This is a genomic window from Streptomyces sp. NPDC048420 (assembly GCF_040651535.1).
GTDB lineage: Bacteria > Actinomycetota > Actinomycetes > Streptomycetales > Streptomycetaceae > Streptomyces.
This window is the reverse complement of sequence record NZ_JBEZKG010000015.1, coordinates 165815-181310: the sequence shown is the minus strand read 5'-3', so window position 1 is coordinate 181310 and position 15496 is coordinate 165815. Positions and strand designations below refer to the sequence as shown.

General features: G+C 72.0%; 10 protein-coding genes. 2 read left to right on the top strand and 8 right to left on the bottom strand.

What is annotated here, in order from left to right:
* Positions 1–2 precede the first annotated feature (2 nt).
* Positions 3–1172 carry an alanine--tRNA ligase-related protein gene (locus AB0D34_RS28455; protein ID WP_362666211.1) on the bottom strand — a complete coding sequence of 390 codons (1170 nt, stop codon included), beginning with the start codon at positions 1170–1172 and terminating at the stop codon, positions 3–5.
* A 210-nt stretch (positions 1173–1382) separates the two neighbouring features.
* A complete protein-coding gene (locus tag AB0D34_RS28450) occupies positions 1383–1754 on the bottom strand; it encodes an ANTAR domain-containing protein (RefSeq protein ID WP_362666209.1) in 372 nt (123 codons plus the stop codon).
* A gap of 210 nt (positions 1755–1964) precedes the next feature.
* Between AB0D34_RS28450 and AB0D34_RS28445 the strand changes: the two genes are divergently transcribed.
* Together AB0D34_RS28445 and AB0D34_RS28440 are read left to right on the top strand one after the other, a co-directional pair.
* Positions 1965–2924, top strand: a complete 960-nt coding sequence (locus AB0D34_RS28445) for an AraC family transcriptional regulator (protein WP_362666206.1) — start codon at positions 1965–1967, stop codon at positions 2922–2924.
* 95 nt (positions 2925–3019) lie between these two features.
* Positions 3020–4732, top strand: a complete 1713-nt coding sequence (locus AB0D34_RS28440) for a hypothetical protein (RefSeq protein WP_362666204.1) — start codon at positions 3020–3022, stop codon at positions 4730–4732.
* A gap of 60 nt (positions 4733–4792) precedes the next feature.
* On the opposite strand, the gene AB0D34_RS28435 is transcribed toward AB0D34_RS28440, so the two are convergent.
* The 6 genes from AB0D34_RS28435 to AB0D34_RS28410 form a co-directional block, all read right to left on the bottom strand.
* Positions 4793–5434 (bottom strand): cutinase family protein, encoded by a 642-nt coding sequence (locus AB0D34_RS28435; RefSeq protein WP_362666202.1) that lies wholly within the window; start codon positions 5432–5434, stop codon positions 4793–4795.
* 81 nt (positions 5435–5515) lie between these two features.
* Positions 5516–6748 (bottom strand): helix-turn-helix domain-containing protein, encoded by a 1233-nt coding sequence (locus AB0D34_RS28430; protein WP_362666199.1) that lies wholly within the window; start codon positions 6746–6748, stop codon positions 5516–5518.
* Between the two features lie 122 nt (positions 6749–6870).
* Positions 6871–7794 carry an alpha/beta hydrolase family protein gene (locus AB0D34_RS28425; protein ID WP_362666196.1) on the bottom strand — a complete coding sequence of 308 codons (924 nt, stop codon included), beginning with the start codon at positions 7792–7794 and terminating at the stop codon, positions 6871–6873.
* A gap of 22 nt (positions 7795–7816) precedes the next feature.
* Complete coding sequence (locus tag AB0D34_RS28420) at positions 7817–11719, bottom strand: type I polyketide synthase (RefSeq protein WP_362666193.1); 3903 nt, start codon at positions 11717–11719, stop codon at positions 7817–7819.
* The gene (locus AB0D34_RS28415; RefSeq protein WP_362666190.1) at positions 11716–13416 is read right to left on the bottom strand and encodes a fatty acyl-AMP ligase; all 1701 of its coding nucleotides are present in this window, start codon (positions 13414–13416) and stop codon (positions 11716–11718) included. Before AB0D34_RS28415 ends, AB0D34_RS28420 begins: the two co-directional genes overlap by 4 nt.
* Positions 13417–13441: 25 nt before the next feature.
* Positions 13442–14983, bottom strand: a complete 1542-nt coding sequence (locus AB0D34_RS28410; protein ID WP_362666188.1) for an acyl-CoA carboxylase subunit beta — start codon at positions 14981–14983, stop codon at positions 13442–13444.
* Positions 14984–15496: the final 513 nt, after the last annotated feature.

The window sequence follows — 15496 nt, the reverse complement described above, 5'->3', positions numbered from 1 at the left end:
ACTCATCCCTCGTTGCGGAGGCCCATGACGAGGTCGCGGGGCAGACCGTGCGTGTCGCGGAGGTACTCGTAGTCCTCCTCGCTCAGCGGCCCCCGGTACCGCGGCCCGGACAGCAGTCGCCGCCCGCGCTCCAGCAGTCTGTCGAACCGGCGTTCCTCCTCCAGCAGCACGTCCCGGACCAGGCCCGTCCCGCAGGTCTGCCGGAAGTGGTCCAGCGTGTGCTGGAGGAGCTCCACGGGCAGGTCGGAGAGGGTGAGGGACGGGTCGTCGCGCCGCAGGGTGGTGAGCAGCCGGCGGACGATGCGGCGCAGGACGTATCCGCGCCCGGTGTTGGACGGCCGTACCCCGTCGCCGATGACGACGACACCGGAGCGCAGGTGGTCGCTGACCAGCCGCAGCGACGGCCGGTCGAGCTCCCACAGCGGTGTCAGCAGTCGTGTCCAGGGCTCGAACAGATCCGTGTCGTAGACCGAGTCGCGGCCCTGCAGGACGGTGACCAGGCGCTCAAGGCCCATACCGGTGTCGATGCCGGGACGTTCCAGTGGCTGGAGGGAACCGTCGTCGAGACGGCGGTAGCGCATGCCGACGTGGTTCCAGATCTCCACCCAGCGCGGGTCCGTGGTGGGCGTGGACCGGGGCGGGGTCCCACCGGTCCACACGAAGATCTCCGAGTCCGGGCCGCACGGGCCGACGGGGCCGTTGGACCACCAGTTGTCCTCCCGTGTGCGCTCCACGGGCACACCCAACTCCTCCCAGGTGTGCAGCGATTCGAGATCGGGGCCCACCTGTTCGTCGCCGCCGAAGACGGTGACGTGCAGTCTCTCCCGGGGGATGCCGAAGCCCTCACGGAGCAGTTCGTAGCCCCAGCGAAGGCTCTGCGAGTGTCCGTAGTCGCCGAGCGACCACGAGCCGAGCATCTCGAACACCGTCAGATGCGTGGAGTCACCGATCTCGTCGAGATCCGTGGTGCGCAGACAGCGCTGGACATTGACCAGGCGCCGGCCCCGGGGATGGGGACGGCCCTCCAGATACGGCGTGAGCGGGTGCATGCCCGAGGTGGTGAACAGCACCGGGTCCCCAGGTGGCGGCAGCAGTGTGCTGCCCGTGATCGGGTGGTGTCCGCGCTCGCGGTAGAAGTCGGTGAAGACGCGTACGGTCCGGTCCGTGTCCATGGCGATGGTCCTTCGGTCTGGTGGGACCGGAAACGACCGCGGGAACAGACGGCGACCAGAGGTCCTGCACCGGCGGTCCGTTTCCGGCCGCCGGGGGAGTGGGAGAGGTCAGGCGTCGGCAGCCGGCGAACTGGTCGCTCGCGCGGCTGCGGTGTGGGTACGGCTGATGACCTCCATACGGTCAACGCTACGCACAGGTCTCCCGGACCGTCACCCGGTTTTCCGGGGCAGGACGTCGCCGTACCCCTTGCACCACTGTTCCTGTCGCACCAGCGGCCGACCCCCGTGCACGGCACGCGCCTCGACCAGCGCGATGCGCAGTGCCGGGCGGATCTCCGCGGGCAGGCTGCCGACGTCGGGCCAGTGCACGACGTGCAGGGCGACGTCCCGCAGCTTGGTGTTGGTGCGCTGGGACACGGTCTTCAGGACCTCCCACCCCTGCTCCGGGCGCAGACCGCTCACGGCGACGACGACACCGATCGCCTGGTCGACCACTGCGTGCGAGACAAGGGCCTGCCTGAGCTGGGCGACTTCCTCCTGGAGCTCTTCGATCTTCTCAACCAGCTCTTCGCGTTGTGTCATGCACAGCCCTGTATCCCTCTCCCCCTGCCGCCCGGCGACTCCAGCGGTCACCGCCTCTCCAGCCTGGACGCCTCGGGCCGCCTGCCGCGAGCCACTGGACGCACACTTCGCCACCGGCCAGGACAGAAAACGAACACAGGTCCGCAGCATCACGGCAATCGCGGGTACGTGCCACCAAGGAGCCCACCCGAGTGAAAGGACTCGGCCGCCATGGAGACGCTCACCTTCGACAGCGACGACCTGGACCGCACCGAGGAGTTCCTCAGCCACGCCTACGCGAGGATGCGCATCGGCAACGGCACCCCGGACAGCAGCCGGGCCCGGATCCACCGCACCGCCATCGACTCGGTCAGTGTCGACGAACTCGACCTCGACTTCGACATGAGCTACGCCGTCACCCCGCTGGGCCGGATCTGCTTGTGCGTGGTCCACGAGGGCACCATCGAGGACCATGTCTACCAGGGGGTCTCGGACTCGTTCGGCCCCGGTGACGTGGTGTCCTTCGTCCCGCCCGAGCTGTCCTACGCAGGTCGTGTCCACGCGGCCCGCTACAACATCACCATGCTGGACCCCGAGCTGCTCACCCAGGTCGCCGGGACCGCTGACGGACCACGCCCGGAACCGGTCCGGCTGACCGGGCACCGGCCGCTCACTTCCGCCGCGGGCGAGCGGCTGCGGGCGACCATCCGCTATGTGCAGGACCACGTCCTGGCGGATCCCGCCATCGCCGACCGGCCGCTGGTCGCCTCCACCGCCGCCCAGCACCTGGCCGCGACGGTCCTGGCGACCTTCCCCAACACCGCGTCCACCGACCCCACGGGCCCCGACCGCCAGGACGCCCACCCCGCTGCCCTGCGCCGCGCCCTCGCCTTCATCGACGGCCACGCCGACCGGCCGCTCACCGTCGCCCAGATCGCGGAGGCGGCCCACGTCAGCGTCCGTGCGCTGCAGTACGCGTTCCGCCGGCACCTGGACAGCACGCCGCTCGCCTACGTCCGCCAGGTCCGGCTCGCCCATGCCCACGACGAACTGGCGGCCGCCGACCCCGAGGACGGAAACACGGTCACGGACATCGCCGCCCGCTGGGGCTTCTACCACCCGGGCCGCTTCGCCACCCTCTACCGGCACTCCTACGAACGCTCACCGCGCCGCACCCTGCACGACGGCTGACGTCTTCCTGCGGCTGGTGACAAAGGGTCCACCGGGCCCTGCGTTCTTGTGAGCAACCCCCGAGAGGGCGCTGCCCGCCGCCCTACCGTCCCAGCATGAACACGAGTCGCAGCAGAAAAGGAACCTCGAAGACGCTGGGTACCGCCGCGCTGGCGGCGCTGCTGACCACCGGAGCGTTCACCGCGTCGGCGTCCGCGGAGAGCGCACGGACCGAGACAGCCGTCGGGTCGATCGGGGGTGTGACCGAGACGGTCGTCCGCGTGAAGGCACCGCTGCCGGCGTCCTTCGGCGCCCGTCCGGCGGCGTGCGACTGGCTGTCGTACCTGCGCTACCGGTCCTCGGCGGGTCCGGCGTCATCGGCCGACGCCGACCGGGTCCTCGTCGCCCAACCGGGCATCCTGGAGGGCGCCGGTGCCTTCGACAGCGTCGCCCGCAACACCGTGGCCCGGGCCGCCGCGCAGGGCCGGCACATCGAGTTCTGGGCCCTGGACCGGCGCTCCAACTGCCTTGAGGACCGCACCGGGATCGCCTCCGGCGACCAGCACACCGCCGTCGACTACTACTACCGCGGCAAGCAGGTCCAGGGCCGCACCTTCGGCGGGTTCGTCGGCAACGACCGGCTCGGCTGGATGGCGAAGCTCGGCATCCAGCAGACCGTGCGTGACGAATACGACCTGCTCGCCGCCGAGTTGCCCGACCAGGGAGTCCGCAAGGACAAGGTACTGTGCGGCGGCCACTCGCTCGGTGGTGTCATCACCGGCTACTTCGCCGCCGCCGACTTCGACGGCAACCCCGCCACGACCGCCGACGCCGGACAGAACCAGTGCGCCGGCTACTTCGCCCTCGACACCACCGTCTCCACCTCGCTCGCCGACCTGAGCGGCAGCATCCCGGACGACACCAACCTGCCCGACGTGGGCCTCGGTTACGGCGCCGTCCAGGCCGGACTCGACAGCGGAGTCCTCCCGCGCTCGCTGTCCGCGCCCGTCCTGCTCAACCCGGAGACCATGACCCTGCTCGCGATCGCGGGCGTGGGCGCGCTCCAGGACCCGGGCGGCGAGGCCGACCTGCCGGGCTATCTGCCCGTCAACACCAACATCGAGGCCACCAACCGCTTCCTGTTCTCCAAGGACACCGCCACCTTCCTCACCGGCTCACCCGCGGTGAAGGACTTCCGGCTCACCAACCAGGCGGTGCTCGGCTCGCTGATGGACGACCAGTCCGTACCGCTCGCGTTCCTGCAGAGCAGCGTCGGGTTCTTCGACGGCGGACCGATCACCGACAAGAACTTCCCCGTCACCAACGGGAGTTCCGCGCAACCGGGGCTCTTCGGCACCGAGTACAAGGCCATCCCCGCCGAACCCCACGGTCCGCTCTACACCTGGCGCAACTACGACCGGGTCGGCGATCCCGACGACCCCGGGTACAAGTCGTCCGACGGGACGCCCTTCACCGCCGCGGGCAAGGAGGTCACCGACATCCAGGAACTGGCGCGCAGCATGGCCGCACAGCCGCTGGACTTCACCGAGCAGTACTTCCCGACCAAGTTGGTCACCGACCTCGAACTGGCCGACTCCCCACAGGTGAAGAAGCTCGTCGTGCACCCCGACGGGCTCACCGCCAACCCGACGCTCACGGTCCTCGCGGGCGACGGACTGCTCGCCGGGCGGGTCCCGGCCGATCTGCACCCCGTGGTCGCCGACGGCTACCAGCACCTCGACGTGCTGACGGCGGCACCGGTGCAGAACAACGGGCGGCCCGAGCCGGTGTCCACCGCGCTCACGGAGTTCGCCCGCACGCCTCAATGACCCCTCACCCAGGGAAGAAGGGCCTGGGAGCGACTCCCAGGCCCTTCAGAATGCCCTCGCTCAGACCTTGCCCGCGGCGAAGCTCGCCGCCGCGTCGGCGTTCGCCGTGTACCCGAGGTGCGCCAGCGTGTCGTTGCCGCCCGCCTCGCAGACGGGGTCGCCCTTCGCGCAGAAGTCGATGGTGCGGCTCTGGTAGGTCCCGGTGACGCTCTTGCCGATCGCCCGGATCGGGTTGCCGAACAGCAGCACTGCGGCGACCCTCCGCTCCAGCGCGGCCGGAATCGTCGCCACGATGGGACTGCCGACCACCGCACCGGCGCTGCTGATGCCAATGGAGTTGTCGACGACGTTCGCGCCCTGCGAATAGCCGACCAGGATGAAACGCTGGTTCGGACAGGAAGCCGCCTGGCTGTTGACGTGGTTCACCAGATCGGCGTTGCCCTGCGCGGCCGAGGTGAGGGAAAGGTCCGCGGGATAGTTGACCTTATAGCTGGTCAGATTCCGTCCCGTGAGTTTCTTCTGCAGGGCGGAGAACACCGGGTCGCCGACGATCAGGCCGAGTGTGCCCGGTTCGAACGTGCCGCGAGCGGCGACCACGTCGATGTCCGAGCAGGCCGCCGCGGATGCCGAAGGCGCCGAGACGGTGGCCACCGAAGCCCCGCCGATCAGCGAGAGTGCGGCAAGGCACAAGCGAATACGCATGGGGGGATCCTTTGAGGGTGGGGCGTGTGAAACGCCTGTGGAAAGGATGCCTTGAACGTATTCGCTTGACCGGGTCCGGTGTTATGGACGGGAATTCAGGAATTCCTCGTTCTTTTGTGCGGTGGTGAGTGCCAGAATGAGATCGAGGCGAGCCCCCGGATCGTGCAGGGATTCACCGAAGACCTTTTCCAGCTGGCGCAGCCGATAGCGCACCGTCTGCGGATGGACATGGAGACGCGTGGCGACGTCGGGCACATTGCTGCCGCTGAGCAGCCACGCCAGCAGCGTCTCGGCGAGCCGCTCGCGCTGGCCCTCCGACACCGTCTCCAGCGGGGCCAGGGCCCGCGCCCGCAGCTGGTCCAGCATGGGTTCGTCGCTGTGCAGCAGCAGCGTCGACAGATGCTCCGCGCAGCGCACCACACCCTGCCGGGGCAGGATTCCCCGGCCCATCAACCCCAGGGCCCGCGTGGCCCAGCGCAGCGACTGGGCGGCCTCGGCGAGCGGCACCGTCGGCCCGATCGCCGCCGGCCGCCCGCGCAGCGCGAGAGCGAACGCCCGGCCCGCGAAACGCCCGGAACCCTCCGGGTCGGGCATCAGCATCCGCGGCGGTCTGGACTCCATGTCCACCAGCGCGCCCGCGGCCGCCAGCGGCCAGTCCTCCTCCCGCTGGTCCGGGGTGGCCGCGAGCGCGACGACCGCGACCTGCCCGGGCACCGGCCACCGCGCCCCGTGCGCCAGATCCTGTACGGCCGCGAGGGCCACCGGGCCCTCGCCGAGCAGCAGGTCCAGCAGCCGCCTGCGGCGCCGCTCCAGCTCGTCCGTGTTGTGCGAGCGGGCCTCCGAGTACCCGGCGGCGGCCGCCTCCGCGACCTCGTGCACGGTACGGAAGGCGAGTTCGCCGAGCGCCGTCACCACGGCCGAGTCCAGGCCGAGTTGCTCCGCCGTACGGCCCATCAGGCGCCAGGCGTGCAACCCCCCGACCCGGAGCGCGGACTGCAACGCGTCCAGGCTGCGCCCCTCCAGGGCCTCGCCGCGCCCGAGTTCGTAGTACGTCGCCGTGATCGCGTCCCCCTGCCCGCGCGGGTCGGCGATGTGGTCGACGAACAGGGTCAGTGCCTGCACCACGCCGGCTCTGAGGTGCTCGCGGTAGGTCCCGTCGGCCGGACGCGCGTACTCGGGCACCTCCCGGCGGACCTCCTCCTCGACCTGGTCGGCGACCTCCTCCAGCTGGGCGCGCAGCAGTTCGGCCAGATCGGGCGGTACCGCGGCGGCGTCAAGGCCCTCCGGGACACCGTGCGGGACGGGGGTGGCCAAGGGGGACCCTCCTTTCACCCGGAAACGGCTCACCCGCGGGCTGTTTCCCGTGGGGCGAGGGGTAAGTCCCGTGTTGGACGGACGACCCCTGCGTTGCGTTCCGTGCCCCGACGGTACCGACATCACTCACGCACCCCCAGCCCGGCGGCGAGCATCGGCCACGACGCGGTGAACTCCTTCTTCCAGTAGGCCCAGCTGTGCCCTCCGCCCGGGTAGAAGTGCGTGGTGACCGGGATGCGCAGCAGTGCGAGCGTGTCGGCGAAGCCGTGGGCGGAGGGCCACAGGGCGCTCTCCAGTGCCTCCGGCAGCCAGTCGCCCGTGCCGCCCGCGAGCCCGCTGCCGCTGGAGACGTACAGGGAGGTGCCGCGCAGCCCCTGCGCCCGGTCGCGCGGGTTGAAGTCGCGCCAGGTGAGCAGGTTCAGGAACGGATTGCCCCACAGCGAGGAGGGCACCAGGTTCTCGCGGGCCACGATGGCGTCCATCAGGGCGGGGACGCCGGGCGCCCTGGTGTCGAGGATGCCGCTGTAGGAGGCCGCCGCGTTGAACAGGCCCGGATGCCGTGCCGCGTGCGCCATGGCACCGTAGCCGCCGGTGGACACCCCCGCGACGACCCGCACTCCGGAGGCCCGGTAGTCACGCGCGAGCAGCGCCGGAACCTCCGTCAGCTGGAAGGTCTCGTAGTCAGGGCCGCCGCGCCAGGCGGAGGGAATCCCGGTGGGACCCGCGTCGGGCATCGCCACGATCAGGTCCCGGCCCTCGGTGAAGGCCTCTATGTCCGTCTCCCGCGTCCACGAGGTGTAGTCGTCGTGGGCGCCGTGCAGCAGGTACAGCACGGGGTAGGTGCGCGTGGGCCGGGTGCCGAAACTCGTCGGGAGGATCAGCCGGACGGGTGCGCTGCGGCCCAGCGCGGTGGAGGACACGGACACGTCGATCGTGCGTGACCCGACCGCGGAGGCGGTCCGGGCGCCGAACAGGACGGCCAGACCGGCACCGGCCGCGGCCTTGGTGACGGTACGTCGGGACACTGCGGTGGTGCGACGGTGCATGGCGGCTCTCCTCGGATCACGATCAGCGGGTCCCCTCGGCGAGCTCCCGCCCCAGGTGGGCGGCGATCTCGTCGACGTGCGGCGGGTCGAGCAGCGACAGGTGGTGTCCCGTGACCGGTACGACGGTCAGGCGCGGGCACACCTCGTCCCAGCCCAGCGCCTCGTCGTCCCGTTCGTAGGCGGGATCACGCACGGTGTGCGGAGCGGACTCGGTGGCCCGGTACAGGACCACCCGCCCGTCGTACCGGCCCGGCCGGTGGGCCTCGCCGATCCTCAGGTCCAGGTAGGAGGAGCGCTGGTGCTCCAGGGCGGCGGACGGCACTTCGGTGGCCGCGCGCAGGATCCGCAGCACGGTGTCGATGCGCTCGCCGTCGTCGTCCGTCGCGACGAGTTCGTCGTACGGCAGCTCCAGCCGGACCCCGTAGGTGTCGCCGACATGGCGGGCGAACCCCTCGAAGTGGGCGCGGATCCGGTCGGCCGGTGTGCGATCGGGCCGGGGGAGGGGCCGTACGGAGTCGATGAGCACCACATGTTCCACCTCCCGCCCCGCGGCGGTCAGTTGCCGTGCGGTCTCCTGGGCGACGAAGCCGCCGAAGGACCAACCGCCCAGCAGACAGGGCCCGTCGGGGTGGACGCCGGTGACGGCTTCGGCGTAACGGCGCGCCTTCTCGGTCACCGTGCGGGCGTCCTCGATCCGTTCGAGACCGTACACGGACCGCTCGCCGCCCAGGCGTTCGGCGAGCGCCCGGTAGACGTCGGTCGTTCCGCCGGCGGCGTGCACGAGGAACAGCGGGGGGCGGGAACCGGCAACGTGCAGGGGCCGCACCACGCCGGTGCGGAGGCGGTCGGCCACCTCGGCGACGGTGGCGGCTCCGAGCAGCTCGCGCAGGGGCAGCTCGATGCCGAACTCCCGCTCCACGGCCGTGCGGACGCGGACGGCCATCAGTGAGTCCAGGCCGAGGTCGGCCAGTGCGGTGGCGGGCGTGACACGGCCGGCCGGGTGGCCGGTGACGGTGGCGATGTGGTGGCACAGACGGGCGGCGACCGAGGTGTCCTCCGGCACGTGCACCTTCGTGGGTGCCGCCGTTCGCCCGTCGGTCCACCAGTGCCGCGCATGCCGCCAGCGCGGTGCGGGCAGGTCGATGACCCGGCCTGGGGGCATGGGCAGGCGCCCGCCGGCGCAGTACAAGGCCCCCATCTGCGCGAGGAAGTCGGCGCATCCGTCGGCGCCCCGCCGCAGTGTGCCGAGTGCGAGCGCGCCGGGCGCGGTGTCGGTGACGGCCCGGGACAGCACCGGATGGGGCGAGATCTCGACGAAGACGGAGTGGCCGTCGGCGGCGGCCGCGGCGACGGCCCGGTCCAGCCGAACCGGGCGCCGCAGGTTCGCGGCCCAGTGAGCGGCGTCGAAGAGGGACTCGCCGCGCGGGTCATCCAGGACGGTGGAGTAGACGGGCACCCGGGGCGGACGGCCTCCGACGTCGGCCAGAGAGGCGGTCAACTCGTCCAGCAGCGGCTCGACCTGGGGCGAGTGACCGGCGCCCACGACGCGCATGGACCGAGCCGTCCGCCCCCGCCCCTCCAGCCACCGAACGAGCCGTGCCACCGCCCGCTCCTCACCGGTGACCACCTTCTGCACCGGCGAGGAATGGACGGCGACATGCACGCCGGGGAAGTCCCGGGCCAGCACGTCGAGTTCACCGTCGTCGAGGTCGACGACCGCCATGGCCCCACCCTGCAACCCGCTCAGCAGCCGGGCCCGTACGGCGACGATCCGGGCGCCCTCCGACATGTCCAGGGCGCCCGCGCACACCGCGGCGGCCACCTCGCCCAGGGAGTGGCCGATGACGGCGGCGGGCTCGACACCGTACGAACGCCACAACTCCGCGAGAGCGACCTGGAGTCCGAACAGCACCGGCTGGGCGACCTCCAGCCGGTCGAGTGCGCTCCCGGACGAAAGTCGGTCGTACAGGCACAGTCCGCACTCGGCGTCGAGCTTCTCCACGGCGGCGGCGAAGGCCGGCTCCTCGGTGAGCAACCGGCGTCCCATTCCGGCCCACTGGCTGCCGTACCCGGAGAAGACCCAGACCGGACCGGGGCCCACGAGATCCCGCTCGCCCACAGCGACCTTCCCGTGCGGGCGCCCCTGCGCCAACGCGGCCAGTCCGTCCACGAGTTGCTCGCGGTCCCGGGCGATCACCGCCGCCCGTACACTCCCGCGCCCCGTCCGTCCGGCCAGTGTGCGCGCCACGTCGGCGGAGTGCGCGGCAGCCGTCCGGAGCCGGTCGGCGAGACGGGCCGCGGTGTCCCGCAGGCGCTCCTCGTCCACGTCGGACAGGAGGTGGAGCCGGGCACGGGGTTCCTCGGGCGGAGGCGGGGGCAGGACGCCGGGCCGCCATTCCTCCAGTACCGCATGGGCGTTGGTGCCGCCGAACCCGAACCCGGACACCCCGGCGGTGGCCGTACCGCCGTAACGCGGCCACGGTTCGCCCTCGGACACCACCCGCAGCCGTACGTCGTCCACCGCGCTGCCGTCGGCGCAGTGCAGGGACGGCGGGATGACGTCGTGGTGCAGGGCGAGCACCGTCTTCACCAGCCCGGCGATCCCCGCGGCGGCCTCCAGGTGCCCCAGGTTCCCCTTCACCGAACCGAGGAGCAGCGGCTGGTCGGGGTCGCGGCCCGCACCGAGCACGGCACCGAGCGCGCCCGCCTCGATCGGGTCGCCGAGCGGGGTGCCGGTGCCGTGCGCCTCGACGTAGTCGACGTGGGCCGGGGCGAGCCCGGCGCGCGCGTAGGCGGCGGTCAGCAGGGCCTGCTGGGCGGCGGGGTTGGGGGCCAGCAGGCCGTTGGATCTGCCGTCGGAGTTGACGGCCGTTGCGCGGATGACGGCGAGGACGCGGTCGCCGTCCCGCTCGGCGTCGGACAGCCGCTTCAGGAGCACGGCGGCGCAGCCCTCGCCGCGTCCGATGCCGTCGGCGTCCGGCGAGAACGGTTTGCACCTCCCGTCCGGCGCGAGCGCGCCCGCCCGTCGGAACGCCACGGTGACGGTGGGGGAGAGCAGCAGATTGACGCCAGCCGCGATCGCCGTGTCGCTCTCGCCGGTGCGCAGACTCACGCAGGCGTGGTGCAGCGCGACCAGCGAGGAGGAGCAGGCGGTGTCCACGGCCATGCTCGGCCCCCGCGTGTCCAGCACATACGCCAGCCGCCCCGCCGTCACGCTCAGCGCACCGCCCGCCGGTGCCCAGGGATCGACGGCCGCCGGGTCGGCGCCGGTGAGCGAGCCGTACTCCGGCGCGGAGACCCCGACGAAGACCCCGGTGGCCGTCCCCGCGAGGGAGGCGGCCGGGACGGCAGCATGGGCGAGGGCCTCGTGGACGACCTCCAGGAGGATCCGCTGCTGCGGGTCCATCACGGCGGCCTCACGCGGGGTGATCCGGAAGAAGTCCGCGTCGAACCCGGCGATGTCGTCGAGATAGCCGCCGTACGGAAGCGCGTCCTCGGGCGGGAAGGCGGTGAAGTCGCGCCAGCGGTCCTCGGGGACCCGTCTGATCGCGTCGACGCCGTCGGTCAGCAGCCGCCAGTAGTCGTCCGGGCCGTGCACACCGCCCGGGAGGCGGCAGCCGAGCCCGATGACGGCGACGGGCTCCTGGAGAGCCGCCGGGGCCGGCACCGGGGCAGTCTCCGCCGGAGCACGGCACAGGTGCGCCACCAGGGCGGCCGCGGTCGGCGCCTCCCACAGCAACGTCGGCGGCAACTCCCGCCCGGTCAGCCGGGACAGTTCCCCCGCCAGCACGACCCCGTCCCGTGAGGACATGCCGAGATCGGCCAGCGGGCGGTCCATCGGCACCTCCGCCGCGTCCGTACCGGTCCACGCGGCCACCCGCTCCACCACCAGCCGGCGCACCGCACCCGCGTCCACGGCCCTCACGCGGCGCCGCCCGTCACGTAGGCGCCCGCCAGATAGCGCTCACGCGTCAGCGCCCGCGACACCTTGCCGCTCGACGTCCGGGGCACCGTCCCCGGCGGGACGAGCAGGACATCGGCGAGCCGCACCCCGTGCCGCCCGGACACGGCCGCCCGCACGGCCCGTACCAGTGCCGGTACGTCGATCTCGGCGAGGCTCGTGGTGCGCGCGTGCTCGGCCACCACGACCACCCGCTCACCGGACCCGCCCGCCACCCCGAACGCGGCGAGCCGGTCGCGCCGTACCGCCGGATGCGCGTCCTGGACGGTGGCCTCCAGATCCTGCGGATAGTGGTTGCGGCCGTCGACGACGATGAGGTCCTTCAGCCGCCCGGTCACGACCAACTGCCCCTCCAGCACCGTCCCGAGGTCACCGGTGCGCAACCAGCCGTCCGCGCCGAACACGCGCCGGGTCTGCTGCTCATGGTTCCAGTAGCCGCGCCCCACATTGGGACCCTGCACCTGGATCTCACCGACCTCCCCCTCGGACAACCGGTCGCCGGAGACGGGATCGGCGATCCGGACCCGCTGCCCGGCCGGGGTGCCACAGCCCGCCAGCAGCACGGCCCTGGGATCGTCGGGCCGCGCGGGCAGCGCCTTCCCCTCCGCGAGCGCGTCCCGGTCGAGCGCGAACCGGCGCAACGGCTCCCCGGGCCGGGCGGCACTGACGAAGACGGTCGCCTCGGCGAGGCCGTACGACGGACAGTGGGTCTGCGTGCCGAGCCCCTGACCGGCGAAGGCGGCCTGGAACCTGTCGGCCGTGACGGGGCGGACCGGCTCGCTGCCGTTGATCAGCGCGACCACCCCGTCCAGCCGCAGTTCCGCCTTCTGCGCGTCGGTCACGGTCGAGGCGCAGTAGTCGTAGGCGAAGTTGGGCGCCGCGCTGAGGGCCCGTGGATGCGTGGCCAACAGCCGTAGCCAGCGGGCGGGTTCGTGCAGGAAGCCGACCGGATCCATCAGCACCGACAGCAGCCCCCGCACGACCGGGGCGGCGACGCTCAACACCAGACCCATGTCGTGGTAGAGCGGCAGCCAGCCCACGCAGGTCACCGGATGCATGTCGGCACCGTAAGCGCCCAGCGCCTGCCGGGCGTTGGCGACGACATTGGCGTGGCCGATCTCCACACCCGCCGGGGTGCGGGTCGAACCGGAGGTGTACTGGAGGTAGGCGACCTCTCCGGCGACCGGCCGCAGATCTCCGGCCGCGGCGTCCGGCACCCGGTCCACGGCGACGACCCGCTCGCCCAACTCCTGTACCTGGCCCAGGTGTCGACTCGTCGTCACGACCACCTCGGGACGCGCGTCGGCCAGGACCGCCGTCAGCCGGTCCCCCTGACCGGGCAGGCCCGGCGGATACAGCGGTACGGCGACCAGACCCGCCGCGAGCGCCCCGAGGAACCCGGTGACGTACTCAAGACCCTGCGGGCACAGCAGCGCGACCCGTGCCCCCGGTTCGGCCTCCTCGGCCAGCTGTGCGGCCACCGCCCGGACGCGTACGTCCAGTCGGCGCCAGGTCAGCGTGCGGTGGACGCCACGCGAGTCCGGGGCGGGATGGTCGACGAAGGTGAAGGCCCGGCGGTCGGGGGTGGTCTCCGCCCAGTGCCGTACGTACTCCGGCAGGGTGCGGAACGCGGGGGCGAGCGGGGGACGGCGGCTGTCCATCAGGCAGGTCTCCTCGCGAGGCGAATCAGAGCGGGATGTTGCCGTGCCGGCGCTCCGGCATCGGGGCGCGCTTCCCGCGCAGCGCGCGCAGGGCACGGCAGATGTGGTCACGGGTGTCGCGCGGGGCGATGACCGCGTCGACGTACCCTCGCTCGGCGGCGAGATAGGGCGTCCCGTACGTGTCCTCGTACGCGGTGACGAGTCGGGCCCTGAGCGCCTCGGGGTCGTCGGCGGCGGCGAGTTCGCGCCGGTGCAGGACGCCCACCGCGCCCTCGGCGCCCATCACCGCGATCCGCGCGGTGGGCCAGGCGAGGTTGACGTCGGCGCCCAGGTGCTTGGAGCCCATCACCGCGTACCCGCCGCCGTACGCCTTGCGCACCACCACCGTCACCTTCGGCACTGTCGCCTCCGCGTAGGCGTACAGCAGCTTGGCGCCGCGCCGGATGATCCCGGCCTGCTCCTGCCGGACCCCGGAGAGATAGCCCGGCACATCGGCGAAGGTCAGCAGCGGAATGCCGAACGCGTCGCAGAACCGTACGAACCGCGCGGCCTTCTCGGAGGCGTCGATGTCCAGCACCCCGGCCGCGCGCAACGGCTGGTTGGCGACGACACCGACGGGCGCGCCCTCGACGAGCGCCAGCGCGCAGATGATGTTCGGCGCGAACAGCTCCTGGATCTCCAGGAGTTCACCGTCGTCGACGACCGCCCGCAGGATGTCCCGCATGTCGTACGCCTGCCCGAGCCGGTCCGGCACCGTCTCGTCCAGCTTGATGTCGGCGGGGGGCGGCACGGGGTCGTACCGCGGCGGCCGCTCCAGGTTGTTGGCGGGCAGGTACGACAGCAGTTCCCGTACGGTGTCCAGGGCCTCCACCTCGTCGGCGGCGAGGAAGTGGGCGTTGCCGTTGACGGAGTTGCTGGTGCGGGCGCCGCCCAGCTCCTCGGCGCTGGTGCGCTCCCCGGTGACCGCCTCGATGACGTCGGGCCCGGTGACGAACATGTGCGAGGCGCCGTCCACCATCACCGTGAAGTCGGTGATGGCGGGGGAGTAGGCGGCCCCGCCGGCACAGGGGCCCAGGACGACGGAGATCTGCGGGATCACTCCGGACGCCTGGACGTTGCGGCGCACCAGCTCGGCATAGAGCGCGAGGGAGACGACACCCTCCTGGATGCGGGCGCCGCCCCCGTCGTTGAGCCCGATGACCGGGCAGCCCGTCCTCAGGGCCAGGTCCATGAGGGCCACCGTCTTCTCGCCGAAGGCCTCGCCCATGCTGCCGCCGAAGACCGTGGAGTCCTGGGCGAACACACAGACGGGACGGCCGTCGACGGTGCCGTACCCGGTGATCACGCCGTCCCCGTAAGGGCGTCGGGACCCGTCCCCGGTCGCCCGGGCCCGTACGAACAGGCCGGTCTCGGTGAACGAGCCGGTGTCCAGCAGCAGTTCGATCCGCTCCCGGGCACCGAACTTGCCCCGTCTCCTCGGCCCGCTCCCGGCGACGGCCTGCGCCCGCCGGGCTTCCAGCGCGAGGACGCGGTCGGCGGTGCGGTCGGGCAGACGTGTCGTCGTCACCTCTAGTGTCACAACCACCTCCGAAGTGGCCTTCGAATATGGCAGCGCCCCGGGGACCGGCCGAGCCCAACGCCGTTCTGTTTGCGGGAGATGAGTCCCGAGAGGCCGGCCTTCGTGCCTGGGTGACAAGAGGCCCCGCACGGCGAGGATGTCCGCTGTGCACTGCATTTGAGACAACCTGGCCGGAGAGAAGGTGCAGACCTGTTCCGGGAGGCGGCCTTTTCGCAGGCTGTGCGATGGCGAGTACATGTATCGAAGCGCGTGAATGAGTCAGTGCGCGGATTCGGTCCGACCGGCCGGTTGATAGTTCAACGGCGGCGCTGCAACAATCCCGGTCCTGGCCACGTCGCCACCCCCGATCCGCGGGCCGGCCGCCCTACCGGGCTTGTCGTCGGCACGAAATTCGAATCACGCGAATTCCAGATTCACGAACCCCCCACAAGTCCGCTCGAGCATGACTTCGGCGTGCCTTTCATGCGACGACCGGCGCGGCAGCAGAGAAGGTGCATGTGT